The 25598-nt window shown below is 69.0% G+C and carries 28 protein-coding genes and 1 tRNA gene; 13 read left to right on the top strand and 16 right to left on the bottom strand.

Annotation, left to right across the window (positions count from 1 at the left end):
- Window positions 1-95: 95 nt before the first annotated feature.
- Window positions 96-584, top strand: a complete 489-nt coding sequence (locus tag AC07R7_RS23570) for an Hpt domain-containing protein (RefSeq protein ID WP_492839648.1) — start codon at window positions 96-98, stop codon at window positions 582-584.
- On the opposite strand, the gene AC07R7_RS23565 is transcribed toward AC07R7_RS23570, so the two are convergent.
- From AC07R7_RS23565 to folD, 3 genes are read right to left on the bottom strand one after another with little or no spacing between them, the layout of a single operon-like run.
- Window positions 581-1990, bottom strand: coding sequence for a D-arabinono-1,4-lactone oxidase (locus AC07R7_RS23565; protein ID WP_494636784.1), 1410 nt, complete (start codon window positions 1988-1990; stop codon window positions 581-583). The genes AC07R7_RS23570 and AC07R7_RS23565 overlap by 4 nt on opposite strands.
- A 16-nt stretch (window positions 1991-2006) precedes the next feature.
- Entirely contained in the window at window positions 2007-2366 is a 360-nt protein-coding gene (locus tag AC07R7_RS23560; RefSeq protein WP_494636783.1) for a c-type cytochrome, read from the bottom strand.
- Window positions 2366-3259, bottom strand: a complete 894-nt coding sequence (gene folD, locus AC07R7_RS23555; RefSeq protein ID WP_494636782.1) for a bifunctional methylenetetrahydrofolate dehydrogenase/methenyltetrahydrofolate cyclohydrolase FolD — start codon at window positions 3257-3259, stop codon at window positions 2366-2368. Before folD ends, AC07R7_RS23560 begins: the two co-directional genes overlap by 1 nt.
- A gap of 156 nt (window positions 3260-3415) precedes the next feature.
- Between folD and AC07R7_RS23550 the strand changes: the two genes are divergently transcribed.
- The 3 genes from AC07R7_RS23550 to arfB all read left to right on the top strand — a co-directional run bounded on the left by AC07R7_RS23550 (window position 3416) and on the right by arfB (window position 4426).
- Window positions 3416-3490, top strand: a tRNA-Thr gene (locus tag AC07R7_RS23550).
- Between the two features lie 37 nt (window positions 3491-3527).
- Window positions 3528-4007: a YaiI/YqxD family protein gene (locus AC07R7_RS23545; protein ID WP_492839644.1), complete on the top strand. Its 480-nt coding sequence runs from the start codon at window positions 3528-3530 to the stop codon at window positions 4005-4007.
- Window positions 4004-4426 (top strand): alternative ribosome rescue aminoacyl-tRNA hydrolase ArfB, encoded by a 423-nt coding sequence (gene arfB / locus AC07R7_RS23540; protein ID WP_492839643.1) that lies wholly within the window; start codon window positions 4004-4006, stop codon window positions 4424-4426. Before AC07R7_RS23545 ends, arfB begins: the two co-directional genes overlap by 4 nt.
- On the opposite strand, the gene AC07R7_RS23535 is transcribed toward arfB, so the two are convergent.
- The 3 genes from AC07R7_RS23535 to AC07R7_RS23525 form a co-directional block, all read right to left on the bottom strand.
- On the bottom strand, window positions 4423-4950 hold the full coding sequence (locus tag AC07R7_RS23535; protein ID WP_492839642.1) for a MarR family winged helix-turn-helix transcriptional regulator: 528 nt from the start codon (window positions 4948-4950) through the stop codon (window positions 4423-4425). The genes arfB and AC07R7_RS23535 overlap by 4 nt on opposite strands.
- A 136-nt stretch (window positions 4951-5086) precedes the next feature.
- Window positions 5087-5299, bottom strand: coding sequence for a hypothetical protein (locus tag AC07R7_RS23530; protein WP_492839641.1), 213 nt, complete (start codon window positions 5297-5299; stop codon window positions 5087-5089).
- Between the two features lie 66 nt (window positions 5300-5365).
- Entirely contained in the window at window positions 5366-5863 is a 498-nt protein-coding gene (locus AC07R7_RS23525; RefSeq protein ID WP_494636781.1) for a GcrA family cell cycle regulator, read from the bottom strand.
- Window positions 5864-6142: 279 nt separating this feature from the next.
- Between AC07R7_RS23525 and AC07R7_RS23520 the strand changes: the two genes are divergently transcribed.
- Genes AC07R7_RS23520 through AC07R7_RS23510 form a run of 3 tightly spaced genes read left to right on the top strand, consistent with a single transcriptional unit; the run spans window position 6143 to window position 7436 of the window.
- A complete protein-coding gene (locus AC07R7_RS23520) occupies window positions 6143-6664 on the top strand; it encodes a c-type cytochrome (RefSeq protein ID WP_492839639.1) in 522 nt (173 codons plus the stop codon).
- A 32-nt stretch (window positions 6665-6696) separates the two neighbouring features.
- On the top strand, window positions 6697-7050 hold the full coding sequence (locus AC07R7_RS23515; RefSeq protein ID WP_492839638.1) for a nuclear transport factor 2 family protein: 354 nt from the start codon (window positions 6697-6699) through the stop codon (window positions 7048-7050).
- A complete protein-coding gene (locus tag AC07R7_RS23510) occupies window positions 7047-7436 on the top strand; it encodes a nuclear transport factor 2 family protein (RefSeq protein ID WP_494636780.1) in 390 nt (129 codons plus the stop codon). The genes AC07R7_RS23515 and AC07R7_RS23510 overlap by 4 nt, the downstream gene beginning before the upstream one ends.
- Here AC07R7_RS23510 and AC07R7_RS23505 read toward each other — a convergent pair.
- From AC07R7_RS23505 to AC07R7_RS23485, 5 genes are all read right to left on the bottom strand, one after another.
- Entirely contained in the window at window positions 7433-9796 is a 2364-nt protein-coding gene (locus AC07R7_RS23505; protein ID WP_494636779.1) for a thiamine pyrophosphate-binding protein, read from the bottom strand. The two genes, AC07R7_RS23510 and AC07R7_RS23505, sit on opposite strands and share 4 nt — an antisense overlap.
- A 14-nt stretch (window positions 9797-9810) precedes the next feature.
- Window positions 9811-12948 carry an efflux RND transporter permease subunit gene (locus tag AC07R7_RS23500; protein WP_494636778.1) on the bottom strand — a complete coding sequence of 1046 codons (3138 nt, stop codon included), beginning with the start codon at window positions 12946-12948 and terminating at the stop codon, window positions 9811-9813.
- Window positions 12948-14072, bottom strand: a complete 1125-nt coding sequence (locus AC07R7_RS23495; protein ID WP_494636777.1) for an efflux RND transporter periplasmic adaptor subunit — start codon at window positions 14070-14072, stop codon at window positions 12948-12950. Before AC07R7_RS23495 ends, AC07R7_RS23500 begins: the two co-directional genes overlap by 1 nt.
- A gap of 115 nt (window positions 14073-14187) precedes the next feature.
- Window positions 14188-14877: a hypothetical protein gene (locus AC07R7_RS23490; protein ID WP_494636796.1), complete on the bottom strand. Its 690-nt coding sequence runs from the start codon at window positions 14875-14877 to the stop codon at window positions 14188-14190.
- Between the two features lie 98 nt (window positions 14878-14975).
- Window positions 14976-15752, bottom strand: coding sequence for a class II aldolase/adducin family protein (locus AC07R7_RS23485; protein WP_494636776.1), 777 nt, complete (start codon window positions 15750-15752; stop codon window positions 14976-14978).
- Between the two features lie 148 nt (window positions 15753-15900).
- Between AC07R7_RS23485 and AC07R7_RS23480 the strand changes: the two genes are divergently transcribed.
- The 5 genes from AC07R7_RS23480 (at window position 15901) to AC07R7_RS23460 (ending at window position 19276) form a co-directional block, all read left to right on the top strand.
- Window positions 15901-16572, top strand: a complete 672-nt coding sequence (locus AC07R7_RS23480) for a DUF969 domain-containing protein (protein WP_494636775.1) — start codon at window positions 15901-15903, stop codon at window positions 16570-16572.
- Window positions 16569-17525, top strand: a complete 957-nt coding sequence (locus AC07R7_RS23475; RefSeq protein ID WP_492884521.1) for a DUF979 domain-containing protein — start codon at window positions 16569-16571, stop codon at window positions 17523-17525. Before AC07R7_RS23480 ends, AC07R7_RS23475 begins: the two co-directional genes overlap by 4 nt.
- A gap of 12 nt (window positions 17526-17537) precedes the next feature.
- Window positions 17538-18536 (top strand): DUF2891 domain-containing protein, encoded by a 999-nt coding sequence (locus AC07R7_RS23470; RefSeq protein ID WP_492884519.1) that lies wholly within the window; start codon window positions 17538-17540, stop codon window positions 18534-18536.
- Between the two features lie 160 nt (window positions 18537-18696).
- Window positions 18697-18891: a hypothetical protein gene (locus AC07R7_RS23465; RefSeq protein ID WP_492884518.1), complete on the top strand. Its 195-nt coding sequence runs from the start codon at window positions 18697-18699 to the stop codon at window positions 18889-18891.
- Window positions 18892-19159: 268 nt separating this feature from the next.
- On the top strand, window positions 19160-19276 hold the full coding sequence (locus tag AC07R7_RS23460) for a hypothetical protein (protein WP_492839628.1): 117 nt from the start codon (window positions 19160-19162) through the stop codon (window positions 19274-19276).
- 78 nt (window positions 19277-19354) lie between these two features.
- On the opposite strand, the gene smpB is transcribed toward AC07R7_RS23460, so the two are convergent.
- Both smpB and dapA read right to left on the bottom strand, forming a co-directional pair.
- On the bottom strand, window positions 19355-19813 hold the full coding sequence (smpB, locus tag AC07R7_RS23455; protein WP_492839627.1) for an SsrA-binding protein SmpB: 459 nt from the start codon (window positions 19811-19813) through the stop codon (window positions 19355-19357).
- Window positions 19813-20697: a 4-hydroxy-tetrahydrodipicolinate synthase gene (gene dapA, locus AC07R7_RS23450; RefSeq protein WP_494636774.1), complete on the bottom strand. Its 885-nt coding sequence runs from the start codon at window positions 20695-20697 to the stop codon at window positions 19813-19815. The genes smpB and dapA overlap by 1 nt, the downstream gene beginning before the upstream one ends.
- A 257-nt stretch (window positions 20698-20954) precedes the next feature.
- Here dapA and AC07R7_RS23445 point away from each other — a divergent pair, with 257 nt between their 5' ends.
- Complete coding sequence (locus AC07R7_RS23445) at window positions 20955-23057, top strand: lytic transglycosylase domain-containing protein (RefSeq protein WP_494636773.1); 2103 nt, start codon at window positions 20955-20957, stop codon at window positions 23055-23057.
- Here AC07R7_RS23445 and AC07R7_RS23440 read toward each other — a convergent pair.
- The 3 genes from AC07R7_RS23440 to AC07R7_RS23430 are packed head-to-tail and all read right to left on the bottom strand — an operon-like array spanning window position 23054 to window position 25595.
- Entirely contained in the window at window positions 23054-23809 is a 756-nt protein-coding gene (locus AC07R7_RS23440; RefSeq protein WP_494636772.1) for an ABC transporter ATP-binding protein, read from the bottom strand. The genes AC07R7_RS23445 and AC07R7_RS23440 overlap by 4 nt on opposite strands.
- Window positions 23806-24846, bottom strand: coding sequence for a FecCD family ABC transporter permease (locus AC07R7_RS23435; RefSeq protein WP_494636795.1), 1041 nt, complete (start codon window positions 24844-24846; stop codon window positions 23806-23808). Before AC07R7_RS23435 ends, AC07R7_RS23440 begins: the two co-directional genes overlap by 4 nt.
- Entirely contained in the window at window positions 24789-25595 is an 807-nt protein-coding gene (locus AC07R7_RS23430) for an ABC transporter substrate-binding protein (RefSeq protein WP_494636771.1), read from the bottom strand. Before AC07R7_RS23430 ends, AC07R7_RS23435 begins: the two co-directional genes overlap by 58 nt.
- Window positions 25596-25598: the final 3 nt, after the last annotated feature.

Raw genomic sequence — 25598 nt, 5'->3', positions numbered from 1 at the left:
CTGAGACGTTGGGTCGCAGAAAGTGGTGTCTCATCTAATATTAACGCCTGCTATGTTACTGGATAGCCAACTATCCGCCGCTGGGGGAGGCGCCCGTGACGAATAAGACCGCTGAAGTGATCCAGGTGCCGAACATGCTCAAGCTCAAGGTGGGCGGTCGGGGCGGCATCGACATGGCCGCCATCGCCAAGGCCGAGGCGGCTCTAAAGAGCCTGTCCGGCAATTTCGCCCAATGGCTGAACGACGAAATCGTCAAGCTGGAGGCCGCCCGCCAGGGCGTCCGCGCCGAGGGCCTCAACGCCCAGACGGTCGAAACCCTTTATCTCCGCGCTCACGACCTGAAGGGCTTGGGCGCCACCTACGAATTCCCGCTGATCACCCGCCTGGCCGCGTCGCTCTGCAAGCTGATCGACGATCCGGACACCCGCCTGTCGGCGCCGATGTTCCTGGTCGACGCCCATATCGACGCGATCAAGGCCTGCGTGCGCGACGACATCAAGGTCGACACCCACCCGGTCGGCAAGGCCCTGGTCACCGAGCTGGAAGCCCGCGTCGCCGAATATCTCGGGACCGCCGCGGCCTAATAGCCGAGGCCGAACAGGCCCTTCAGATACGGATTGAGCATCCGGCCGTCCGGATCCAGCTCCCGCCTGACCGCCAGGAAGTCCTTCCAACGTGGATAGATCGCCTCCAGCTGGCCGCCGTTCAGCGTATGCAGCTTGCCCCAGTGCGGCCGGCCGTCGTAGCGGCGGAAGATGGGCTCGATCAATTCGTACAAAAACGTGAAGTCGTCGCGGTAGTAGGCGTGCACCGCCACCGAACCGCGCGGACCGCCCTGGAACGGCGACAGCCAGGCGTCATCCGGCGCGATACGACGCGCCTCGATCGGGAAGAAGACGTCCGGGCGCTCCTTCTCGATGGTCCGCACGACCTCGGCCAGCGCCTTCAGCTGGTGCTCCACGGGAAGATGGAACTCCATCTCGTTGAAGCGCACCGGCCTTTCGGTCGACAGCAGCTTCCAGCCCTCGTCGACGGCGGTCTCGGGCTTGGCGGTCGACAGTAGCGCGTGGGCGGCCGCCTTGCGCAGCGGCGTGGCGAAGCCCAGCAGGTTGCGCAGCCCCCGCAGCGCCTGCAGGAACTCGGTGTCCTGGTCCGGGCCGCGCGGCACGGCCGGATCGTCGGTCTCGTCGTGGCTGATATTGGCCGCCAGCCCCGTGAACGGCACGGCGAAGAACTCGAAGTTGCGGTGCTGGGCCCAGCGTTCCTCGGCCTTGGCGAGCGCCTCCTCGAACGGCTCCAGCCAGACGCGGCGACGCAGGCGCCGGTTGGCGCTGGTCTGGATCCGCACCTGGGTGATGACGCCCAGCGCGCCCAACGAGACGCGGGCGGCCTGGAACACCTCGGGGTTCTTGCTTGCGTCGGCGTCGATAACCTTGCCCGAGGGCGTGACCAGCCGCAGGCCCGTGACGCTGCCGTGCATGGCCTGGATCCTGGCGCCCGTGCCATGGGTGGCGGTGCCCAGCGCCCCGCCCAGCGACTGCTTGTTGATGTCGGGCAGGTTGGACAGCGCCCGGCCCTTCTCGGCCAGCATGGGCCCCAGGGCGCCCAGCCGCGTACCGGTGCGGACGATGGCTTGGTCGCCTTCCCAGCCGATCACGCCCGACAGCGAATCCAGCGAGATCAGCGTGCCGTTGGTCGGGGCCAGGGCGGTGAACGAGTGACCCGCGCCGACGGGCCGGATCGGAGCCTGGGCGACCTTCAGCGCGGCAGCCAGCTCGCCCTCGTCCTTGGGGGCCAGGCGGGCGGCGGGATAGGCGTGCTGCACGCCCGACCAGTTGCGCCACAGCAGCTTGCCTCGGGCGTCGACCGAGGGCGGCGACGGCGGCTCGGGCTTGTCCCCCGTGGCGACCTTGTAGGCGGCGACACCGCCGCCGGCGACCACCGCCGCACCCGTCCCGCCCGCGATCAGGGCTCCGCGCCTGGAGATCATTTTCCCCCCCGTCTTGTTATCTGGCCGAGTCTTCGCGCCCCGCCATGAACCGTATGAGGGCCTGGAAATCGGCCGGTGTGCAAGTCGCGCACTGACCGGTCGCCGGCATGGCGTTGTAGCCCTGGACGGCGTGGTCCAGCAGCGTCGCCTCGCCCTGCTTCCAGCGGACGTCCCAGGCGGCGCGGTCGTGGACCAGCGGCGCGCCCGTGCCGGGGATGGCGTGGCAGGCGTGGCAGGAGGTCTCGTACAGGCCCGACAGGCGCGCGTCGGCCGGGCGCAGGGCCAGGGCCTGCTCCGGCGTGGGCGGCGGCGAGGTTTTGGCCCCGCAGGCCGCCAAGGTCAGGCCCAGCGCGGCCAGCAGCGCCAGGCGGCGCATCAGACGATCCCCGACAGGCGTTTGGCCGCCGTCACGGTGTTGGCCAGCAGGCAGGCGATGGTCATGGGTCCCACGCCCCCGGGAACCGGCGTGATCGCACCGGCGACCTCGCGGACTTCGTCGAAGGCGACATCGCCGACAAGCCGGGTCTTGCCCGCCGCGGCGGCTTCCGGATCGCGGGCCGGATAGCGGGTGATGCCGACGTCGATGACCACCGCGCCCGGCTTGACCCAGTCGGCCTTGACCATCTCGGCCCGGCCGACGGCGGCGACCACGATATCGGCCTGGCGGACGATGCTCGGCAGGTCCTTCGACCGCGAGTGAGCGATGGTCACCGTACAGTCGGCGGCCAGCAGCAGTTGGGCCATCGGCTTGCCCATCAGGTTCGAGCGGCCGATGACCACGGCGTTCTTGCCGGTCAGATCACCAACCACGTCCTTCAGCAGCATCATGCAGCCGGTCGGCGTGCAGGGCGCCAGGGCCGGCAGGCCGCTGGCCAGGCGGCCGGCGTTGGTCACGGTCAGGCCGTCGACGTCCTTGTCCGGCGACAGGGCCGCCACGACGTCCATCTGGCTGATGTGCGGCGGCACTGGGAACTGGACCAGCACGCCGTGGATCTTCGGGTCGGCGTTCAGCTTGGCCACCACGGCCAGCAGATCATCCTGGCTGACCTCGGCGGGCAGGCGCACGGTTTCGGAATGCATGCCCGCCGCCAGGGTCTGCTCGCCCTTGTTGCGGACATAGACCTGACTGGCCGGGTCCTCGCCGACCAGCACCACGGCCAGGCCCGGGGTGATCCCGTGCCGGGCCTTCAGCTCGGCGACCTCCACGGCGATCTTCGCCCGCAGATCGGCCGCGAAGGCCTTGCCGTCAATGAGTTTGCCCTGCGCCATGTGCATCTCCCGCTTTGGCCCGTCCCTAGCGGCTGGAGCAAGGACGCGCAACGCTCGTCAGCCGCGCCCCGGAGCGAGGAATTCTCCCGCGCATTGACCACCTTGCCGTCCGCGCTCGCAAACGGCATAAGCCCTGACCTCGGGCCCCGGGCCCATGCCGGCGTAGCACAGCGGTAGTGCAGCGGTTTTGTAAACCGAAGGTCGGGAGTTCGATCCTCTCCGCCGGCACCAGTTTCCTCAGGTCCTCCTTCTCTTCAGGCCCAGCGCGATGACCGCCATCCTCTTCATCGACGCCGACGCCTGCCCCGTGAAGGACGAGGCCTACAAGGTCGCCGCCCGCCACGGCTTCAAGACCTTCGTGGTGTCCAACAGCTGGATCCGCGTGCCGATGACGCCGGTGATCGAGCAGATCGTGGTCGACGCCGGTCCCGACGTCGCCGACGACTGGATCGCCGAGCGCTGCGGTCCGGGCGACGTGGTGGTGACCAACGATATCCCCTTGGCGGATCGCGTGCTGAAGGCCGGCGGCGCGGCGCTGGCCCCGAACGGCCGGGTGTTCAGCCCCGACATGATCGGCTCGGCCCTGGCCTCGCGCTCGATCGGCGAACACCTGCGCTCGATGGGCGAGGTCACCAAGGGTCCCGCCGCCTTCGCCAACGCCGACCGCTCGCGCTTCCTGCAGGCGCTGGACCAGCTGGTGGTCAAGGCCAAGCGCGCCCCTTTACCGAAAAATGGCCCGCCCCGATGATCGAGATCACGCCCTGGCTGCGGATCGACGAGGACGAGCTGGTCTGGAAGGCCACCCGCGCCTCCGGCCCCGGCGGCCAGCACGTCAACAAGACCAGCACCGCGATCGAGCTGCGGTTCGACGTCAGGAACTCCCCGGCCCTGCCCGAGGACGTCAAGGCGCGGCTGGAGACCCTGGCCGGCAGCCGCCTGACCCAGGATGGGGTGCTGATCCTGTTCTCGCAGGGCTCGCGCTCGCAGGAAATGAATCGCCAGGACGCCCAGGAGCGCCTCGTCGACCTGATCCGCCGAGCGACCGAGAAGCCCAAGCCCCGCAAGGCGACCAAGCCGACCTATTCCAGCAAGCTCAAGCGGCTGGAAGGCAAGACCAAGCGCGGGACGGTGAAGTCCGGGCGCGGGCGGGTGAAATTCGACGACTAAGCCGTCTCCGGCGGGGCCGGGGTGCTGAACGCGATCACGTCCTGCTTCCAGTCCGGCTCGACGATCAGGCCGGACAGCATCTTCTGCAGGTAGCGGGTCATGGCCGCCTGCTCTTCCGTGGTCAGGTTGGCGCAGATGTCGCGGTTGAGCGGACGGATCTCGGCGCGGATCGTCTCCAGCAGGCCGCGACCGGTTTCCGTCAGGCAGATGACCACCACTCGGCGGTCGGCGGACGAAGCCTTGCGCTCCACCAGCCCGTCGGTGATCAGGTTGTCGATCGAGCGCGTCAGGGTCGTGCGGTCGGTGGCCGCCAGCTTGGCCAGGCGGGTCATCGACAGGTCGCCGAACCGCCGCAGCGAGATCATCGCCACCCACTTGGCGAAGGTCAGCCCGTGCCGGGCCAGGAGATCGGCCGCCACCGCCCGGCGATGCTGTTCGGTCTGATAGAGAAGATAGCTCAGATAGCTCGGCAGTGGCAGTGCGTGGTCCTGGACCACATCGGCGCGCTCATCCCCCTCGTACATTGTCGTTTTCCGCCCCCCAAAACGGCGCTCTGTGTCTCACAAGGTTAACGGCCACGCAATCCGCGGGCCCATGGGGCAAACGAAAAACCCCGCGAATGGCTTCGCGGGGTCATCTCTTTCAATTTAGACGGGAATTTCACGCCGCAGTGGCACGATTCCGGTTCAGCCCGCGCGTCAACCAGTCGTCGGGATAGGTCTCGCGCACGGTGATCGACTTGAACTGGGTGACCGGGATGCTGGCGTGGTCGCCGGGGTTGAGATCGCGCGACACCGAGTGGCCGGCGAACTCCTCGATGATGGTGATCACTTGGCTGCTGCCGGCGGCGTTCTCGATGAGGACCATGTTCATGGGGGTTCTGCTCGGTGAGCTCGAGGGGGAAAGGAAAGTCGGCGGAAAGGAAGGACGTGGCCGGCCTTAGATCTGGCTTGGTCGCACGCGTTCCTTGAGGCCCTTCAGGGCCCAGGCCTCGACGGCCCGGCTACTGCCCAGGCGGCGGAAGGCGCCGGCGGCGTGCTGTTCGCAGTATGAGCCGCGGGCGGTCTGCTTCGGACGGCCGCAGAAGCCGAAGTCGTCGCCTTCCGGATTGCCGATCGGCCAGCGGCACGAGTGGGTCCCAAGCTCCAGGATTCCCGAGGTCGGCAGCAGGTCTTCCTCGGTGCGCTCGAAGCGCGGAGCGACGTGGGGCGCGGCCGTGGTCTCGCGGGTCGGGCGGCGGACCACGATCCGCGACGGCGACCGGACGGTCGTCCGCTGACGGACGGGGGTTTCACGGACGGTGATGCCCAGGCGATGCACCTTGCCGATCACCGCGCTGCGGCTGACGCCACCCAATTGGCGGGCCACCTGGCTCGCGCTGAGCCCCTCGAGCCAGAGCTTCCTCAGCGTCGCGGTGCGTTCTTCGCTCCAGTCCATGATCTTGTTCCCAGCCCAGCCCGGAGCCAGCCCGCTCCGTGAGGAAATTGGTAGATTTTATGGTTAACGCACGTCAAACGTTTATGTGCAGACCCACGGTTTGCGATTTCACTTTTTTCGAAAAGAATCACGTAGATACCGGCAATTGTCGCAGGGGCCCGCTCAAGCTGGTCTTAAGGAACATTGTTCCGTGACAGAGCGACGGCCCTGAATTTATAAGGGTTTGGAATGCGTCGCACCGTCGCAGAACCTGCGGCGAAACGTCAGTCGGGGATCATCATGCGTACCGTGAAACTTGCCGCCATCGCGGCGCTCTGCATCGCCGCTTCGGCCTGTTCGAGGGACGGCGGCAGTTCCGCCGAGGCGCCGGCGTCGGCGCCGGCGGATGCTCCCGCCGCCGCGCCGCCCGCCGCCGCCCCGCCGACCGACGCGGCCAAGGCCGCGGCCCTGGCCGCCCTTCCCGCGCCCTACAACACCGGCGACCTGTCGAACGGCCAGAGCAAGTTCGCCTTCTGCCGCTCGTGCCACACCGCCACCGAAGGCGGCCCGGACCTGACCGGCCCCAACCTCTACGGCGTGTTCGGCCGCAAGGCCGGCTCCAAGCCCGGCTACACCTATTCGGACGCGGTCAAGAACGCCGGCTTCGTCTGGGACGCCGAGCACCTGGACAAGTGGCTGACCGACCCGCGTGGCTTCATGCCGGGCACCAAGATGACCTTCGCGGGCCTGCACGATCCCAAGGATCGCATCGACCTGATCGCCTATCTGAAGGTCGAGACGGGCTACAAGCCCGCGCCGTAGCGATGCGCCCGGCCCCTCCAGAGTTAGAGGCGTTGATCCAGCGCCTCTACGACGCCAACGGAAAGCGCGACTTCGAGGCGTTCCGCGCCCTGGTCTCGCCCCAGTTGGAGTGGCCGGATGTAACGCGCGGCGGCTGGCTGACCAGCCCTGAGCAGGTGCGCGACTACTGGGCCTATAACGACGCCGCGCTCCGGGTGGAGATCACCCCGGTCGAGGTCCAAGTCACCGACGACGGCCGCATCATGGTCGACGCCAACCAGGTGATCTGGAATCGCACCGGCCAGCTGTGGTCGGACCTCTGCGTGCGGCATTGTTACACGCTTCGCGACGGCCTGATCCGGCGCATGGATATCGTTCCCAGGGGGGACACGGATCCAGGCCCATGACGCCGGACGAAAATCGCATCGCCAAGCCGCACGCGCTTGAAGCGGTGCTGCACGAGGCCTTCGAGGCCTTCAACGCGCGCGACCTGTCGCGCCTGCGTCCGTTGTTCCACGACGAGATCGTCTGGCCCGACACCCTGGACAACAATGAGAAACCGCTCGTCGGCAAGGAAGCCGTCATCGGCCACTTCGCCCGCATGTTCGCGACCATCCTGGCGAACGTCCAGCTGATCCGGATTCTCGACGAAACCCCGAACAGCCTGGCGGTCGAGGCCCAGTACTCGGTGGAAAGTCCCGATGGGCGCATCTGGACCGACACCCGCGCGGCCCTGACCTATCACTTCAAGGACGGGCTGCTGAGCGGCATGACGATCGTGGGCGGGTTCTAGGTCAGCAGGTCGGCGCAGGCGTCGAGGATGGCCTCGGCGTCCAGGCGATACTTGCCGTAGAGATCCGGCAGGTCGCCCGACTGGCCGAAGGTTTCCAGGCCCAGGGCCCGCACGCGCTGCCCGCGCACCGAGCCCAGCCAGGACAAGGCCAGCGGCGCGCCGTCGGTCAGGGTGACCAGGCCGGCCTCGCGATCCAGCGGGCTCAGCAGGGTCTCGATGGTCGAGGTCCGACGCCCTTCCCCCGTCCAGCGGGCCCGGCCCGAGGCGGTCCAGTCGCGATGCAGCACGTCGGCCGAGGTGACGGCCAGCAGGCCGGCCTCGGGCATGTCCTCGGCCAGCGCCTCGAACGCCGCCAGGGCCTCGGGCGCCAGGGCGCCGCTGTAGACCAGGGCCAAGCGCGCGCCGGGCGCTGGCGCTTTCAGCCAATAGGCTCCGTCGACCACGCCCTGGCGCCAGGCGTCGTCCATCCGCTCGGGCTGGGCGATGGCGCGGGTCGACAGACGCAGATAGGTCGACGCGCCGTCCTTGGCCTGGATGCGCTCGAAGGCGTGGGCCATCAGCACCGCCGTCTCGTCGGCGAAGGCCGGCTCGTAGGTGTCGAGACCCGGCTGGGCCATGCCGATGACCGGGGCGTTGATCGACTGGTGCGCGCCGCCCTCCGGCGCCAGCGTCAGGCCCGACGGCGTGGCGACCAGCAGGAACCGGGCGTCCTGGTAGCAGGCGTAATTCAGGGCATCGAGGCCGCGGGCGATGAAGGGGTCGTAAAGCGTCCCGACCGGGAACAGGCGCTCGCCGAACAGCGGGCCGGTCAGGCCCAGGGCCGCCAGGGCGATGAACAGGTTGTTCTCGGCGATGCCCAGCTCGACGTGCTGGCCGGTCTCGGCCTTGGACCAGACCTGCGCCGAAGGAATGCGGCGACGCTTGAAGACGTCCTCGTGGGCCCGGCGCTGGAACACGCCCCGACGGTTCACGAAGCCGCCGAGATTGGTCGACACCGTCACGTCCGGCGAGGTGGTGACGACGTGTCCGGCGAACTCGTCCTTGCGGGCGGCGATCTCGAACATCACCTTGCCGAAGGCGGTCTGGGTCGACTGCTCGCCATCGATCTTGCCACCAGTCACGGCCGACAGCAGTTCGTCGGCGGTCGGGGTCGGGATGGTCGGGGCGACGTGGTTGCGCTCGACGTCGGCGGCGAAAGGAGCCCGGGCCACCAGGCCCTTCAGCGCCGTGCGCTCGGCGGCTGAAAGGCCCGACAGAGCGTCCCACTCCTCGCCCTCGATGACACCCAGGCGCGCGCGCAGCTCGGCGATCTGGGCCGGGGTCATCAGGCCGGCGTGGTTGTCCTTGTGGCCCTGGAACGGCAGCCGCAGGCCCTTGACGGTGTAGGCGATGAAGAAGCGAGGGCGGTCGTCCTGCCCCGCCTTCTCGAAGGCCTCCAGCAGCGTTTCCAGGCAGTGCCCGCCCAGCTCGGTCATCAACTCGGCGAGATCGACGTCCTTGTAACCGGCGATCAGGGCCAGGGCCTCGGGGCTGCCGGCGAGATCCGCGTTCAGGCGTTCGCGCCAGGCCGCCCCGCCCTGGTAGCTCAGGGCCGCGAACAGGTCGTTGGGCGCGGTCTCGATCCAGTCATGCAGCTTGTCGCCGCCCGGCTTGGCGAAGGCCTCGCGCTGGCGCCTGGACCACTTCAGCGTCTCGACCGTCCAGCCCGCGGCCTCGAAGATCTCGCCGTAGCGCGTGAACATCCGGTCCTGGGTGGTCGCGTCCAGGCTCTGGCGGTTGTAGTCGACGATCCACCAGGTGTTGCGGATGTCGTGCTTGCAGGCCTCGATCAGGGCCTCGTAGATGTTGCCCTCGTCCAGCTCGGCGTCGCCCAGCAGCGAGATCATCCTGCCCATCTTCTCCGGCTTCACCGAGCCGCGCGCGGCCAGATAGTCCTGGGCCAGCGAGGCGAAGGCTGTCATGGCCACGCCCAGGCCCACCGAGCCGGTCGAGAAGTCGACGTCGTCCACGTCCTTGGTGCGCGAGGGATACGACTGGGCCCCGCCCAGCGCCCGGAAGCGCTGCAGGTTCTCAAGGCTCTGGCGGCCGAACAGGTGCTGGATGGCGTGGAAGATCGGGCTGGCGTGCGGCTTGACCGCCACGCGGTCCTGCGGCCGCAGCGCCTTCATGTAGAGGGCGGTCATGATCGTGGCGCACGAGGCGCTGGACGCCTGGTGGCCGCCGACCTTCAGGCCGTCGCGGCTTTCGCGGATGTGGTTGGCGTTGTGGATGGTCCACGCCGCCAACCAGAGAATGCGTTCCTCGAGGCGGCGCAGCAGAGCGATTTCCTGCCGCTTCGCCGTCAGAGAACCGTCAGCCATGCTTCCTCACCCGTCTATGCCGGTGAGGTTTGCCCCTCGCCGCTCTTTTCCCGAGCTTCATACTCTTCGATCTGCCGGGCCGTCCACTCCGGCGACTTCGTGAAGCGCGCCAGGAGGTCGTAGAACACCGGAACGATGAACAGCGTCAGCAGGGTCGCGAAGATCGAGCCGGTGAAGATCACCGAACCGATGGTCTTGCGACTTCCCGCGCCGGCGCCGGCCCACAGCATCAGCGGCAAGGCGCCCATGGCCGCCGAAATCGAGGTCATGATGATCGGACGCAGGCGCAGGGCCGCCGCCTCGATCACCGCCTCGCGCACGGTCAGGCCCTCGTCGCGCAGCTGGTTGGCGAACTCGACGATCAGGATGCCGTTCTTGGTGGCGATGCCGATCAGGATGATCAGACCGATCTGGCTGTAGGTGTTGATGGTCGAGCCCATGACCAGCAGGCCGAACAGGCCGCCCAGCGCCGCCAGCGGCACGGTCAGCATGATCACCGCCGGGTGGATCCAGCTCTCGAACTGCGCCGCCAGCACCAGGAACACCAGCAGCAGGGCCAGGCCGAAGGCGACGGCGATGCCGCCCGAGCCTTCCAGATAGTCCTTGGCCTGGCCGCCCCACTTGATGCTGATCCCGGGCGTCGGGCGTTGGTCGGCCTCGTCCTTGAGGAAGCGCACGGCGTCCTCGACGGTGTAGCCGGGGTTCAGCTGCGTGGTCAGGGTGACGGAGCGCAGGCGATCGACGCGCGGACGGTCAGGCGTGTCGCCGCGCAGCTGCGTGGTCACCACGGTCGACAGCGGCACCAGGGCGCCGGAACTGGTGCGCACCTGCAGCTGGTTCAGGTCCGCGACGCTGCGGCGCTGGTCCAGGTTGGTCTGCAGGATGACGTCGTATTCCTGGCCGTTCTTGATGTAGGTCGTGGCCTTGCGCGAGCCGAACATGGTCTCCAGCGCCCGGCCGATCGACTGGGCCGAGACGCCCAGGGTGGCGGCCTTGTCCTGGTCGATCTGCACCGACAGGCGCGGCGAGGTCGGCTCGTAGTCGAGGCGCGGACGCGCGAAGCCCGGATTGCCCTGAGCGTCGGCCAGGATCGGCTTCAGCCACTCGGCCAGCTGGACGTAGTCGTTGCCCACGGCGATCAGGTCGACATTGGTGCCGCCGCCCCCGCCGCCGCCGCGCTGGAACGGCCCGCGCACGCTGGCGATGGCCCGCACGCTGGTGATCTTGGAGAGGTCCTTGTTCAGCTCGGCCGCCACCTGGTCGGCGGTCTTCTTGCGCTCGCCCCACGGCTTCATCACGACGACGCTGTTGCCGCTGTTGAACGAGGTGCCGCCGAAACGCGGGATGGTCAGCAGGATGCGCTCGGCGACGCCTTCCTGGCGGTAGCGGTCGACGATCTTCTCGACCTGCAAGGCGATGCCCAAGGTGTAGTCGTAGCCGGCGCCTTCCGGCCCGCTGACGGCCACGTCGACCCGGCCGCGGTCCTCGGGCGGCACCAGTTCCTTGGGCAGGCTGACGAACAGCAGGGCCGCGAAGCCCGCCAGGACGACGACCATCACGCCGGCGATCGCCGCCGACCAGCCGCCGAGGATGCTTTCCAACGAGGCGCGGTACGAGTTCTTCAGGGCGTCCATGGCCCGGTCGACGCGCTTGGCCAGCCAGCCCTCGCCATGCGCGGGACGCAGCAGCTTGGACGCCATCATCGGCGAGAGCGTCAGGGCCAGCAGGGCCGAGAAGGCGACGGCGGCGGCGATGGTCACGGCCAGCTCGACGAACAGGCGGCCGATATAGCCGGGCAGGAACATCAGCGGCGCGAACACCGAGATCAGCACGATGGTCGTGGCCACGACGGCGAAGAACACCTGGCGGGTGCCGCGCTCGGCCGCGACCAGGGCGGGTTCGCCCTCGTCCACGCGGCGCTGGATGTTCTCGACCACGACGATGGCGTCATCGACGACCAGACCGACGGCCAGCACCAGGGCCAGCAGGGTCAGCAGGTTCAGCGAGAAGCCCAGCGGGGCCAGGACGATGAAGGTGGACAGGATGCAGATCGGCGCGACGATCGAGGGAATCATCGCCGACCGCCAGCTGCCCAGGAAGATCAGGTTGACCAGCACGACCAGGCTGATCGACAGGCCCATGGTGATCCACACCTCGTGGATGGCCTCGGCGGTGAACACCGAGTTGTCCACGGCCACGACCATCTTGGTGCCGGGCGGCAGGCTCTCGTTGATGGTGGCCACTTCCTTGCGGACGGCCTGGGAGATGGCGACGTCGTTGGCTTGCGACTGGCGGGTCAGGCCGATGCCGACCTGGTCAACGCCGTTGCCCCGGAAGAGGCGTCGGCGCTCGTTCGCGCCTTCCTCGATGCGGGCCACGTCGCCCAGGCGCAGCACGAAGCCGGAGGCGTCGGCCGGGCGCAGGGGCAGGCGGGCGAAGTCCTCGGGCTTGGCGTAGCTGCGGGCCACGCGGATCGTGAAGTCCTTGGACGCGCTTTCCAGCGAGCCGGCGGGCAGTTCCAGGTTCTGGGCGTTCAGGGCGTTCTCGACGTCGTCGACCGACACGCCGCGAGCGGCCATCTGGTTGGCGTCCAGCCAGATCCGCATGGCGTAGATCTTGGCCCCGAACAGGTTGGCCTGGGCCACGCCGTCGATGGTCGACATCCGCTCGACCAGGTAGCGGTCAGCGTAGTCGGCCAGCTGCAGCGGATCCAGCGTGGTCGAGGTCAGGTTCAGGATGATGATCGGCGAGGCGTCGGCGTTGGCCTTGGCGATCTGCGGCGGGTCGGCCTGGTCGGGCAGATTGGCCGTCACCCGGCTGACGGCGTCGCGCACGTCGTTGGCGGCCGCGTCGAGGTCGCGGTCGAGGTTGAACGTGATGGTGATCTGCGAGCGACCGTCGCGGCTGCTCGAGTTCACGCGGTCGATGCCCTGGATGCCAGCCACCTGGCGCTCGATCACCTGGGTGATGCGCTCTTCGATGACCTCGGCCGAGGCGCCGCGATAGGTGGTCGAGACCGACACCACGGGCGGATCGACGCTGGGCAGTTCACGGATCGGCAGCGAGGTATAGGCCGCCAGGCCGATCACGCAGAGGATGATGGCCGCGACGGCGGCGAAGACGGGACGACGGACGGAAAGGTCGGACAGCATCAGCCGGCCTTGCGGTCGGCGCCGCCCTTGCCGCCGGCCTTATCGCCCTGTCCGCCCTTGCCGCCGCCGATCGGGGCGCCGTCCTGGATGCGGTTGAGCCCGTCGGCGACAATCTTGTCGCCGGTCTTCAGGCCGGCGCGGATCTCGACGAAGCCGCCCTCGCTGATGCCGGTGTCGACGTCGGTGCGGCGGGCGACCAGGCCCTTCGGCCCTTTGGCGATGCGGTAGACCGAGGCCTGGGTCCCTTCGAACTGCACGGCCGCTTCCGGCACGGCGACGCCGTCGCGCACGCCCTGGTCGATGGACACCTTGACCAACATGCCCGGCTTCAAGCGGCCGCCGGCGTTCGGAAACTCGGCGCGGGCCTTGATGGCGCGGGTGGCGGGATCGATGCGGGTGTCGATCTGGGCGATCTTGCCCTGGAAGGTCTCGCCCGGCAGGGCGTCGGGACGCGCGGCGATCGGCAGGCCGATGCGGATGGTCTGCAGATAGCGGTCCGGCACCGAGAAATCGACGCGGATGACCGAGGCGTCGTCCAGGCTGACGATCGGCGTTCCGGCGGCGATCAGCATGCCGGGGGCGACGTCCGAGATGCCGACGCGACCCGAGAACGGCGCGCGCAGCACGCGGTCCAGCTTCTGGGCCTGGGCCGTGCCGACCGAAGCCCTGGCGACGTCGAGCGCCGACAGGTACTGCTCGGCCGTGGCGCGGGGGGCGATGCCCTTGTCGGCCAGGGTCTTCCAGCGGGTATAGTCACGCTCGGCCTGGGCCAGACGCGCCCTGGCTTCCGAGATGCCAGCGTCTTCCTGGTCGGCCTTCAGCTCGACCAGCACCTGGCCCTTGCGCACCGTCTCGCCGTCCGAGAAATGCACGGCCGTGATCAACTCAGGCGTGTTCGAGGTGATCGTCACCGACTGCCGGCCCTTGGCCACGCCCAGCACCTCGATACGATCGGTGAACGGACGCTCGCCGACAACCATCTGGGAGACGCTGGTCGCACGACCGCCGGCGCCGCCGGCCTTGCTGGCGTCCTTGGCGCCAAAGGCCAGCTTCAGCCCCCCGACCACAAGCATCAGGACAACGGCGGCCAGAGCCACCACGAGGAAGAAGTGCCTACGGATCAAGAAACGGCTCCAGCACGCCGGGAGGAGTCGGCGGGAATTCGGCGAAGATATGACCGCAGCCTAAAGCGACGTCCAGTGACAGCCGGATGACCGACTGTTGCAATCCTGAAACAAGCTAAAGCTTCCGCCACACGGCAAGCGCGAAGCCGCGATCCCGGGTGGTCTCTCGTCCCAGGGGCGTATCGCGCCAACCGGCCTGCACGCTCCAGTCCCCGAACGCGCGGACGACGGACAGCTCGCTCTTCGCCCAACGCGAGCGGACCGGATTGCGATCGGCCTGACCGGCATAGGTCTGGGCCAGGATCAGCCAGTTTTTCGCGGGCCTGACGCCTAGCGTGGCGTCGATGCGCGTTTCGTCGGCAAGGCCCTGGCGCCGCAGCCGCGCGGCCTCCAGGTCGACGAACACTTCCCTGCCCTTCCACAAGGCCGAGCGGCCGAACAGCAGCCGCGCTTCCAGATCCAGACTCCCCTGCCCCGGCGCGGCGTAGCCGGCGTTGCGGCCCGCCCCCGCCTCCCCCGCGCCCAGATAGACGGCCAGGGACGAGCGGTCGTCGCGATGGGCCGCCCAGCGCAGGCCCAGCTCGATCGGTCCGCGTCCGGAGTAGTCCACCCACCGGTCATGGCCGCGCGTGACGCCGGCCTTGGCCTGCAGGGTCAGCCGTGGCGTCAGGCCGTGCTCGACGAACACCGACAGGCTCTCGTCGCGGCGTGGGTCGATGTCGACGAGAACGGCGTCCGGACCGTAGCCTTGCTTGGCGTCGGACTTCTCGTACTTGGCGATCACCTGGGTGCGGCCGGGCGCCATCGGCCACGCCCCCGCTTGCGCGGCGCCGGTCGTCAGGCACGAAAAAGCCGCCGCGATGGCCAGGACCGCGGCGGCTCTCATCAATACGGAATAGGCGCCTAGTCCGCGTAGCCGGGCAGCTCGCGGTCCAGTTTTCGCAGACAACCCGGCCAGGCCAGGCCGCCGATCATGCCCATGCCCATGCCGGTCTGCTTGCGGACCTCCGCCTGGGCCGCGTCGGGCGCCAAGAGGACGTTGTCGCGACCAATCGACAGAGCCATTACCTGCTGCGCGCACGCCCGCTCCAGGAAGAACATCCCCAACCAGCACTCGGCCGCCGAGCTCCCCACCGACAGCGTGCCGTGGTTGCGCAGCATCATCAGCCTCTTGGTCTCGCCCAGGTCGGCCACCAGCCGTTCCCGCTCGTCCAAGTTGAGAGCAATGCCTTCATAGTCGTGATAGGCGAGTTGAGGCAAGACGATTAGCGCGTGCTGGCTCAGCGGCAGCAGGCCTTCGGCGTGCGCCGACACCGCCACGCCCTGGTCGCTGTGCAGATGCATGACGAAGTGGGCGTCCTCGCGCGCGGCGTGGATGGCCGAGTGGATCGTGAAGCCCGCCGGATTGATGAAGTACGGCGTCTTGTCGACGATGGCGCCCTCCAGATCGACCTTCACGAGGCACGAGGCGGTCATCTCGCCGAAGAACATGCCATACGGATTGATCAGGAAGTGGTGCTCGGGACCCGGTACGCGCGCCGAGATGTGGGTGAAGATCATGTCGTCCCAGCCGTGCAGGGCCACGAGACGGTAGAGGGCCGCCAGATCAACGCGCGCCTGCCATTCGGCTTCGCTGACCTTGCCCTTCAGAGATGAAATCGGCAGAGCACCGTCGGCCATGATGGGCCTCCCATATAGGTTATCATTGTTGAGTTAGAGCGTCGCGCCGGGACGCATGGCCGTCAAGAGCCGCGATTCAAGCCCTCTGCGCTTGCCAACCGCGCTCCGGCGTCGGACCGTCCGCGCGAACACGGGGGAATCGAGACGGATGCTGACGCTGCTGGGCGTGGCGGTGATCGTGCTGGGCTTCGCCCTGCGCTTCAATCCGCTGATGGTCGTCGTCGCCGCCGCCCTGACCTCGGGACTGGCGGCCGGTCTGCCGCCGCTGGAGGTGCTGGCCGCCTTCGGCAAGGCCTTCAACACCAACCGCTATGTCACGGTCGCCTGGCTGGTGCTGCCGGCCATCGGCCTGCTGGAGCGGGCCGGCCTGCAGGAAAAGGCCCGCGCCACCATCCGTTCGATCCGCGCCGCCAGCGCCGGGCGGATCCTGCTGGTCTACCTGATCCTGCGCCAGCTGAGCGCGGCCCTTGGCCTGGTGTCGATCGCCGGTCAGGCTCAGACCGTTCGCCCGCTGGTCGCCCCGATGGCGGAGGCCGCGTCCGAGCCGCTCTCCGATCAGCGGCGCGAGGACGTGAAAGCCATGAGCGCGGCCACCGACAATGTCGGCCTGTTCTTCGGCGAGGACATCTTCCTGGCCATCGGCTCGATCCTGCTGATCGTCGGCTTCCTGGATCAGAGCGGCATCACGGTCGAGCCGCTGCACCTGTCGATGTGGGCCATCCCGTCGGCCATCGCCGCCTTCTTCGTCCACGGCGCGCGGCTTCTGCTGTTCGACCGCGCCTTGTCCAAAGAACGTTCTGGGCCGGAGGCCGGGCAATGATCGGCTTGCCGCTCGTCTATCTGCTGGCCGGCCTGATGTTCGGGGCCTTCGCCGTGTTCAGCGCCCTCGACCGCGAGAACCGCAAGCGCTTCGGCAACGCCGCCTTCTGGGGCCTGTTCGCGCTGAGCTTCCTGTTCGGCGACCACTTTGGCGACCTGGGCAACGGCTTCCTGGCGCTGGCCCTGGCCCTGATCGCCGGGACCGGCCAACTGGGCGTCGGCGCGCCGAAGACCACCTCGCCCGCCGAGCGCGAGACCCTGGCGGCGACCTATGGCGCGCGCCTGTTCATTCCCGCCCTGGTCATCCCCGTGCTGGTGCTGGTCGGGACCCTGGCGTTCAAGCGCCTGACGCTGCACGGCGCGCCGCTGGTCGACCCCAAACAGGCCACGCTGGTCTCGCTGGCCCTGGCCGCCCTGGTCGCGGCGATCCTGGCCCAGGTGATGTTCCGCCAGCCGGCTTCAGCCCCCTTGCAGGAAGGCCGGCGGTTGATGGACCTGGTCGGCTGGGCCGCTCTGCTGCCGCAGATGCTGGCGGCCCTGGGCGCGGTCTTCGCGCTCGCCGGCGTCGGCAAGACCATCGGCGAACTTGCGGTGATGATCACCCCGGTCGACAGTCGCTTCGCCGCCGTCGCCGCCTACTGCCTGGGCATGGCCGTGTTCACGGTGATGATGGGCAACGCCTTCGCCGCCTTCCCCGTGATGACCGGCGGCATCGCCCTGCCCCTGGTCATCGGCCGTTTCGGCGGCGATCCGGCCGTGGTCTGCGCCATCGGTATGCTGTCGGGCTTTTGCGGCACGCTGCTCACCCCGCTGGCCGCCAATTTCAACCTTGTGCCGGCCGCGCTGCTGCAGTTGAAGGACCGCTATGCCGTGATCCGCGCCCAGGCGCCGACCGCGGTCCTGATGCTGGTCGTCAATGTGGTCCTGATGAACGCCCTGGCCTTCCATGCTTAAGAATTGGCACAAATGAGCCTCGCCCGCTCCACCGCCTCGCGCTTCGCCAAGATCGCCCTGGGCCACCTGACCCGCGAGTACCCGAACAAGCTTGACCACGTGATGGCGGACGCGGGCGACGTCCGCTCGCCGCGCGACCTGCACCCGATCTTCTACGGCAGCTTCGACTGGCATTCGTGCGTGCACGGTTACTGGCTGCTGGCGACGTTGCTGCGCCTGCGCCCGGAGGCGCCCGAGGCCGAGACGATCGTCGCCCTGTTCGACGACGCCTTCACGCCCGAGAAGGTCGGCGTCGAGACCGCCTATCTGGCCCGCCCCGAAAGTCGCGGCTTCGAGCGCCCCTATGGCTGGGCCTGGAGCCTGATGCTGCAGGCCGAACTGCTGCGTCACAAGGATCGCCCCTGGGCCGCCACGCACGCGCCATTGGCCGCCGCCTTCCGCCAGCGGTTCGAGAGCTTCCTGCCGATCGCCGACTATCCGGTGCGCACCGGCACGCACTTCAACACCGCCTTCGCGCTCGTTCTGGCGACCGAATACGCGGTGATGACCGATGACCAGGGCTTCTTCGACCTGCTGCAGAACCGCGCGCTGCTCTGGTACGGCCAGGACGCCGCCTGCCAGGGCTGGGAGCCGTCCGGCGACGACTTCCTCTCGCCCGCCCTGATCGAGGCCGAGGCCATGCGCCGCCTGCTGCCGCGCGAGAGCTTCGACACCTGGTTCCCGCGCTTCCTGCCCAACTTAGCCGACAAGCAACCCGCCACCCTGTTCTCGCCGGCCCGGGTCAGTGACCGCAGCGACGGCAAGATCGCCCACCTGGACGGCCTGAACCTGTCGCGCGCCTGGTGCTGGCGTCTGCTCGCCGCGGCCATGCCCGAAGAGGATCCCGCCAAGCCCCTGGCCATCAACGCCGCCCTCAGTCACCTGGCGGCGGCCATCCCGCACATCGCCGGCGACTATATGGGCGAGCACTGGCTGGCGACCTTCGCCCTGCTGGCGCTGGAGAACGGCTAGCGCCGGCGACCGCGACCACACAACCGAGGCGATTATCTCACTTGCACGAATATCCGCATACGGTTTACAATCCTTGACAATGCAAGGAACTGGGTTCGCGGTAAGGATGTTCGCGCACCCTGTTCAGGGGGCGCGATTCTAGTCCGAGGAGCTCGTCGTCATGCCCGACGTCGCGCAGTGCCCGCGTATAGAAATCGCCCATGTCTCGGAAGGTTGGGTCGTTACCGAAGACGGCCGCCTAGCCGGCCACTTCGACAACGTCGAAACCGCCTACAAACAGGCCCTCGCCATATGCGGGGCCCTGTTCGAACGCGGCGTGCGATCACGGGTCTACCAACTACCAGCGGCGGCCTGAGCGCGCTACGCGACTTGCCGGATCGAGTCCGGGCGGAGCGCTGGCTGTCGATCTCGGGTCAGGTACACTGCCCATCGGCGATGACCTGAACGATCGGCCGGTGGTCGAACGGCTCGGGATAGCCCGTAGGCGGTTCGGTCAAATCGCGCGGATACTCAGGCCAGCGAGCTTTATGATCCTGGACAATGTTCCCCCCCGGTTAAGGGCTACCCCTTTTACCGGGGACTGATTTATCGCGCCTTAGGAGGCGCTGCCTGCGGAGCCACCAATGGTCCAGACGACACGCAACCAGCTGCGGACAGAGGTCCGGACCTTCCTGATCATCAGCGTGGGGGCCTTCGCCGTGGGCCTCGCCATCGGCTTCGCCGTGATGGGCCTGCCCTAAATGGCTCTAAATCATATGCTTGGAGCGCACCCGGGCGGGGTACCGCACACACTTAGCCCTGGCGCGATCTAGACGCGATCAGTCGCCCCGGTCGCCCTTCATCAGGCGGGCCTTGTCGCGCGCCCAGTCGCGCGCCGCCTCGGTCTCGCGCTTGTCGTGATTCTTCTTGCCCTTCGCCAGGCCGATCTCGAGCTTGGCCAGGCCCTTGTCGTTCCAATAGAGCTTCAGCGGGATCAACGTCCGGCCGTCGCGCTGCACGGCGCCGATCAGCTTGTCGATCTGCTTGCGGTGCAGCAGCAGCTTCCGGTGCCGGCGCGGCTCATGGTTGAAGCGGTTGGCGTGGCCGTAGGGCGGGATGTCGGCGTTGATCAGCTTGATCTCGCGCCCTTCGACCGAGGCGTAGGACTCGGCGATGTTGGCCCGGCCGACGCGCAGCGACTTGACCTCGGTGCCGGTCAGCATGATGCCGGCCTCGAAGGTCTCTTCGATGAAGTAGTCGTACCGGGCGCGCCGGTTCTCCGCGATCGGCTTGGTCATTACCGCAGACCGGCCTCGCGCATGGCCTCCAGGATCGTCGGACGCACGGCTTCGGCGCAGGCGACGATCGGCAGGCGAACGTCCTCGGCGCAGAGGCCCAGCTGGGCCAGGGCGAACTTGGTCGGAGCCGGCGAGGAATCCAGGAACAGGGCCTTGTGCAGGCGCACCAGGCGGTCCTGCCAGTAGAGGCCGGTTTCCCACTCGCCCTGCATGCAGGCGTTCATGAAGGCGGCGCAGGCTTCGGGCGCGACGTTCGAGGTGACCGAGATCACGCCGTGGCCGCCATGGGCCATGTAGCCCAGGGCCGAGGGGTCGTCGCCGGTCAGCAGCACCCAGTCGGGACCGCACAACAGGCGCTGCATGCTGATGCGGCTCAGGTCGCCGGTGGCGTCCTTGACGCCGATGATGTTGGGCAGCTTGGCCAGGCGCGCCAGGGTCTCGTTGGAGATGTCGACGCCGGTGCGGCCGGGCACGTTGTAGACGAACACCGGCAGCTCGACGGCGTCGTTGATCGCCTTGTAGTGCTGATACATGCCCTCCTGGCTGGGGCGATTGTAGTACGGTGTCACCACCAGGGCCGCGTCGGCGCCGACGGTCTTGGCGTGGCGGGCCAACTCGATGGCCTCGTCGGTCGAGTTGCTGCCCGCGCCGGCGATCACCGGCACGCGGCCGGCGGCGGTCTTCACGCACAGCTCGACGACGCGCTTGTGCTCGTCATGCGACAGGGTCGAGGTCTCGCCCGTCGTACCGACCGGCACCAGGCCGTGCACGCCGCCGGCGATCTGGCGCTCGACCAGCGATACGAACGCTTTTTCGTCCACCTCACCGTCGCGGAACGGCGTGACGAGGGCCGGAATGACGCCCTTGAAGTGAGACTGGACCATGACTTGCAAATTGCCGTGAGGATGGCGCCGCGTGTGTTGCGGCAGGACAATGGGGGCGGACAATATGTCCGTGCCCCGTCGTCCCGCAATGGCGCGCCATGAGGTTCGTGGGGGCAGGTGCGGATTTGAGGGGCGAAGCCTGCGCGGTCAAGCCCTTGGAACCGGACTTTAAACCCTATTGAGGCCTGAATCGTCGCATAGGGGCAGGCGGAGTATTCGAGTACAAGGCTCTTCGGGGCCGGTTGATGGAGAGCGTCTTGGCTTCAGTGGTGCGTCGGATTCTGCTCGGAGGAGCTTGCATCGTGGCCGTGGTCGGGGCGGCGGACGCCCAGACGACGTCGGGCTATGCGACCTCGTACTCCAGCCAGCCCGGCCTGATCACCACCCCGCCGACCGCCGTCCCCGGCGCGCTGTCCGACACCGACAGCGCCAACCTGCAAAGCGCCCTGGCCGCCGCCAAGCGCGGCGACGTCTCGGGCGCGCGCATGGCCATGGACAGCCTGCAGGACCCGATCGCCAAGAAGATCGCCCAGTGGCAGTTGGTCGACAGCAACGCCGAGGCGATGAGCTTCTTCGAGCTGGACGCCGCCCGCCGCGACCTGGCCGGCTGGCCGCGCGGCGCGCGGCGCGACGCCGCCGCCGAGAAGGCCTTGTCGACCTCCGGCCTGGATCCGACCCGCATCATCGCCTGGTTCGGCGGCGCCCAGCCGGCGACGGCCGAGGGCGCCATGGCGCTGGCCTCGGCCTATCAGGCGACCGGCAAGAACCAGGACGCCGCCAACCTGATCCGCCGCACCTTCCGCGACAAGGTGTTCGAGGCCGACGCCCAGCGCAGCATGATCGCCCGCTTCGGCGCCATGTTGACGCCCGACGACTACAATCGCCGCGCCGACATCCTGCTGTACGGCCAGCAGGGTCCGGCCGCCCGCGACCTGGTCGCCATGCTGTCGGACACCGGCCAGTCCACCGCCCGCGTGCGCATGGCCTATCGCTCCAATTCGTCCAACGCCAACACGCTCTATAACGGCCTGACGCCCGACCTGCAGAGCTCGCCCGGCGTGGTGTTCGAACGCGCCGCCTATCTGCGCCGCAACGGCATGGACACCCTGGCCCTGCCGATGGTGGTCAACTTCCCGGCCCCGCCAACCGAGGAAGCCTCGACCGCGATCTGGAAGGAGCGCAAGCAGCTGATCGTCGCGGCCCTGAAGGCCGGCAACAGCGCCGGCGCCTATGCCGCCGCCGACAACACCCGGGCCCTGGCCCCGGCCGACATCGCCGAGAGCGAGTTCTACGCCGGCTGGATCGCCCTGACCCGCCTGAAGAATCCGGACGCCGCCGCCGCCCACTTCGCCCAGATCGCCGCCGTCGGCGCCTCGCCGATCACGCGCGGGCGGGCCCTCTACTGGCAGGGCCGCGCGGCCGAGGCGCAGGGCGACCCGATCGCCGCCCAGGCCTTCTACGCCGAGGGCGCGCGCCACATCACCACCTTCTACGGCCAACTGGCCGCCGAGAAGGCGGGGCTGAAGGAGCTGCGCCTGGAGCGCGACCCGGTCATCACCCAGGCCGACCGCGCCCGCTTCTACGGCCGCGAGCAGATCCGCGCCGCCCGGATACTGGCCGATATCGGCGCGCGCGATCAGTTCCGCAGCCTGGTGCTCTACATCGACGACACCCTGCCCAATGCCGAGGAAAGCGCCCTGCTGGTCGACTTCGCCCGCGGCTATGGCGACCAGGACCTGGCCATGCGCGCCGTGCGCACGGCCGCCCAGCGCGGCTTCATCCTGCCCGAGCGCGGCTATCCGCTGCTGGACCACCATTTCACGCCGGGTCCGGGCGCGGCCGAGACGGCGTTCGTCTATTCGATCTCGCGCCAGGAAAGCAATTTCGACCCGTCGGCCCGCTCCGGCGTCGGCGCGCGCGGCATGATGCAGCTGATGCCGGCCACCGCCTCGATCGTCGCGCGCAAGCTGGGCGAGACCCATTCGATCGAGCGACTGTCGGACGCGCCCTACAACATGCGCCTGGGCTCGGTCTATCTGGGCGACATGGTCCGCAACTTCAGCGGTTCGTACATCATGGCCGCCGCCGCGTATAACGCCGGTCCAGGCCGTCCGGCCCAGTGGGCTGGCCTGTGCGGGGATCCGCGCGGCGCGACCACCGACCCGCTCGACTTCATCGAGTGCATCCCCTTCTCCGAGACCCGCAACTATGTGATGCGAACCCTGGAGACGACCATGGTCTACCGCGCCCGTCTGAACGGCGGCGTCAGCCCCCTGACCCTGTCGTCGGACCTGAAGCGCGGCGGCTATGTCTACTCGCCGTCGGTTGCCTCGGCGGATACCGCGGTCACCCAACCCTAAGCGCGGCGGGCCGCCAGAACTGGCCCCGCTTCGGTCTCGACCAGTTCGCCGTCGAGCCGGAAGACCCGGCCGAGAATGTCGCGCGCCAAGGCCTCGCGCGGCGGCCCTTCGGCGACGATCCGGCCGTGGTCGACCACGACAATGCGGTCGCAGGACCGGGCCGCCAAGCCCAGGTCGTGCAGGGTCACCACCACGCCCGCGCCCTTGGCGGCCTCGGCGCGCAGCAGGTCCAGGGTCAGCAATTGGGCGTCCGGATCCAGGCCCGCCACCGGCTCGTCGGCGATGAGCAGCGGCGCGCGGGTGGCCAGAAGCCGCGCCAGCAGCACCCTCGCCCGTTCACCGCCAGACATGTCCAGCACGCCGCGATCGGCCAGATCGGCCGCGCCGACAAGGGCCAGGCAATCGAGCGCCAAGGCGTCGGCGGCCGAGTCTGCGAGATCCGTCGCGCCCAGAGCCGCGACCATGCGCGCCGGCAGGTTCCAGGCCACGCGGCGGTCCTGCGGCAAGTAGCCGACCAGCTTGGCGCGCGCGTCCGGCTTCAGCTCGGCCAGCGTCCGCCCCGAAAGCCGCGCCTCGCCGGCGCTCAGCGGCAGCAGCCCCAGGCCCGCGCGCAGCAGGCTGGTCTTGCCCGCGCCGTTGGGGCCGACCACGCCGACCACCTCGCCCGCCGTCACGCTCAGGGACGCGGCCTCCAGCACGGTCTTGCGGCCTTGCCGGGCGGTGACGTCGGTCAGGAACCAGAGCGCGCTCACGACCGCCAGCTCCGCGAGGCCCGCCAGGCCAGCAAGGCGAAGGCCGGCGCGCCGAACAGGGCGGTGACGACGCCAAGCTTCAGTTCCTGCTCGGTCGGGATCAGGCGGGCGGCGAGATCGGCGAGGACCAGCAGCAGCGCTCCGGCCAGGGTCGAGGGCCACAGGATGCGCTTGGGGTCGTCCCTGACCAGGGCCCGCACCAGATGCGGCGCGGCCAGGCCGACGAAGCCGATCACCCCCGCCGCCGCCACGCCCGCGCCGGTCAGCAGGGCCGAGCCGGCCACGGCATAGACCCGCAGGCGCGCCATCGGCAGGCCCGACATCCGCGCGGCCTCCTCGCCCAGGGTCAGCATCCGCAGCCCCCGCCCGGCCCGGACGCACAGCGCCGCGCCGATCGCCATCGGGACCAGAGCCCTTAGAGCGTCATGCCAGTCCCGGTTCTCGACCGAGCCCATCAGCCAGGCCAGGATCTCGGCCGTCGCCACCGGCGAGGGCGAGAGGTTGAACACCAAGGCCGTCAGCGCGCCGCCGAACGCCGACAGGGCCACGCCGAACAGGATCAGCGCCTCGGGCTCGCGGAACCGCGCGGCCAGCACCACGACCATGGCGCCGGCCACCAGCGCTCCGACCAGGGCCGAGAGCTCGATCGCGCCCGGCAGCACGGCCAGGCCCGCCGAGATGGCGACGGCCGCGCCCAGGCCCGACACCGCCGACACGCCCAGCACGCCCGGATCGGCCAGCGGATTGCGCAGCAGTCCTTGCATGGTCGCGCCCGACAGACCCAGAGCCGCGCCGATCAGGGCGGCGACGGCCACGCGCGGCGCGCGGATGGTCCACAGCACCTCGCCCGGCGGCGAGGCCGGATGGCTCAACGCCTGGGCGTATTGCGCCAGCGAGAACGGTGTCTCGCCCAGCGACACGGCCAGGACCGCCGCGAGCGCCAGGACCAGCAGCATCAGGAGACAGAGGCGCACCAAGTTCATCGCGCCGCCTCGGCCAGGGCAAGCGATCCGTCGGCCGCGAACCAGCCGGCGCAGCCGACCACCGCCGCCGGCAGCGACGCCACCGTCCGGGTCCTGATCGCGCCCTGTAGCGCCGCATGGCGTCCCGGTCCCCAACGGTCGGAGCCGGCGCGGGCCATGTCGAACAGACCCAGCACCACGGCGGCCGGCGGGGTCATCACCATCCGCTCCAGCGACACCGGCGCGAAGTAGGGAGAGGTCGTGGCGTTCGAATAGCCGGCGGCCTTCAGTATGGCGTCGACCAGGGTGTTGGCCCCCGCCGTATAGCCGCCGGGGGTCAGGTAGAGCGCCGAGCGCCCCTTCCCGGCCCCGGCCGCGCGGGCCAGCTTGGCGTCCATCGTCGCGACCAGCGCCTCGCCCTGCGGCCGGCGGTCCAAGGCGGTCGCGACCTTGCGGATATTGGCCCGCACGCCGGCGAAGTCCGCCGCGTCGTCCAGCGCCACGGTCGTCACGCCCTTGCCCTGCAAAGCCTTGGAGAGTCGAGCGTCGCCGCCCCACAGGCGCACCACCACATCGGGCTTCGCGGCGACCAGGCTCTCGAACGTCGCCCGCCGCAGCGGCAGACCTTTAGCTGAAGCGCGCATGTAGCTGTCGGGTGAGACGGCGCGATGCGACAGGCCGACGATGGTCTCGCGCGGCGCCAAGGCCAGCACATACTGATCGGCGCAGGAGTCCAGCGACATCACGCGCGGACCCGCGCTCGCCGCCTCTGGGACAAGCGCCATCGCCGCCAGAAGCGCGCACAGGGCCTTGGCGGCGTTCATGAA

Source organism: Caulobacter sp. GW821-FHT05F04, from assembly GCF_059419665.1.
Note: the sequence above shows the minus strand (reverse complement) of the source record. Positions and strands in the feature narration are given on the sequence as shown.

Coding starts and splice junctions, on each gene's coding strand:
- AC07R7_RS23430 (WP_494636771.1), bottom strand. CDS start 25,595: ATGAACGCCGCCAAGGCCCTGTGCGCGCTTCTGGCGGCGATGGCGCTT.
- AC07R7_RS23465 (WP_492884518.1), top strand. CDS start 18,697: ATGCCCGACGTCGCGCAGTGCCCGCGTATAGAAATCGCCCATGTCTCG.
- AC07R7_RS23560 (WP_494636783.1), bottom strand. CDS start 2,366: ATGCGCCGCCTGGCGCTGCTGGCCGCGCTGGGCCTGACCTTGGCGGCC.
- AC07R7_RS23530 (WP_492839641.1), bottom strand. CDS start 5,299: ATGAACATGGTCCTCATCGAGAACGCCGCCGGCAGCAGCCAAGTGATC.
- AC07R7_RS23505 (WP_494636779.1), bottom strand. CDS start 9,796: ATGGCTGACGGTTCTCTGACGGCGAAGCGGCAGGAAATCGCTCTGCTG.
- AC07R7_RS23535 (WP_492839642.1), bottom strand. CDS start 4,950: ATGTACGAGGGGGATGAGCGCGCCGATGTGGTCCAGGACCACGCACTG.
- arfB (WP_492839643.1), top strand. CDS start 4,004: ATGATCGAGATCACGCCCTGGCTGCGGATCGACGAGGACGAGCTGGTC.
- AC07R7_RS23525 (WP_494636781.1), bottom strand. CDS start 5,863: ATGGACTGGAGCGAAGAACGCACCGCGACGCTGAGGAAGCTCTGGCTC.
- AC07R7_RS23485 (WP_494636776.1), bottom strand. CDS start 15,752: ATGGCCGACGGTGCTCTGCCGATTTCATCTCTGAAGGGCAAGGTCAGC.
- AC07R7_RS23470 (WP_492884519.1), top strand. CDS start 17,538: ATGAGCCTCGCCCGCTCCACCGCCTCGCGCTTCGCCAAGATCGCCCTG.
- AC07R7_RS23490 (WP_494636796.1), bottom strand. CDS start 14,877: ATGGCGCCCGGCCGCACCCAGGTGATCGCCAAGTACGAGAAGTCCGAC.
- AC07R7_RS23510 (WP_494636780.1), top strand. CDS start 7,047: ATGACGCCGGACGAAAATCGCATCGCCAAGCCGCACGCGCTTGAAGCG.
- smpB (WP_492839627.1), bottom strand. CDS start 19,813: ATGACCAAGCCGATCGCGGAGAACCGGCGCGCCCGGTACGACTACTTC.
- AC07R7_RS23545 (WP_492839644.1), top strand. CDS start 3,528: ATGACCGCCATCCTCTTCATCGACGCCGACGCCTGCCCCGTGAAGGAC.
- AC07R7_RS23480 (WP_494636775.1), top strand. CDS start 15,901: ATGCTGACGCTGCTGGGCGTGGCGGTGATCGTGCTGGGCTTCGCCCTG.
- dapA (WP_494636774.1), bottom strand. CDS start 20,697: ATGGTCCAGTCTCACTTCAAGGGCGTCATTCCGGCCCTCGTCACGCCG.
- AC07R7_RS23475 (WP_492884521.1), top strand. CDS start 16,569: ATGATCGGCTTGCCGCTCGTCTATCTGCTGGCCGGCCTGATGTTCGGG.
- folD (WP_494636782.1), bottom strand. CDS start 3,259: ATGGCGCAGGGCAAACTCATTGACGGCAAGGCCTTCGCGGCCGATCTG.
- AC07R7_RS23460 (WP_492839628.1), top strand. CDS start 19,160: ATGGTCCAGACGACACGCAACCAGCTGCGGACAGAGGTCCGGACCTTC.
- AC07R7_RS23520 (WP_492839639.1), top strand. CDS start 6,143: ATGCGTACCGTGAAACTTGCCGCCATCGCGGCGCTCTGCATCGCCGCT.
- AC07R7_RS23565 (WP_494636784.1), bottom strand. CDS start 1,990: ATGATCTCCAGGCGCGGAGCCCTGATCGCGGGCGGGACGGGTGCGGCG.
- AC07R7_RS23500 (WP_494636778.1), bottom strand. CDS start 12,948: ATGCTGTCCGACCTTTCCGTCCGTCGTCCCGTCTTCGCCGCCGTCGCG.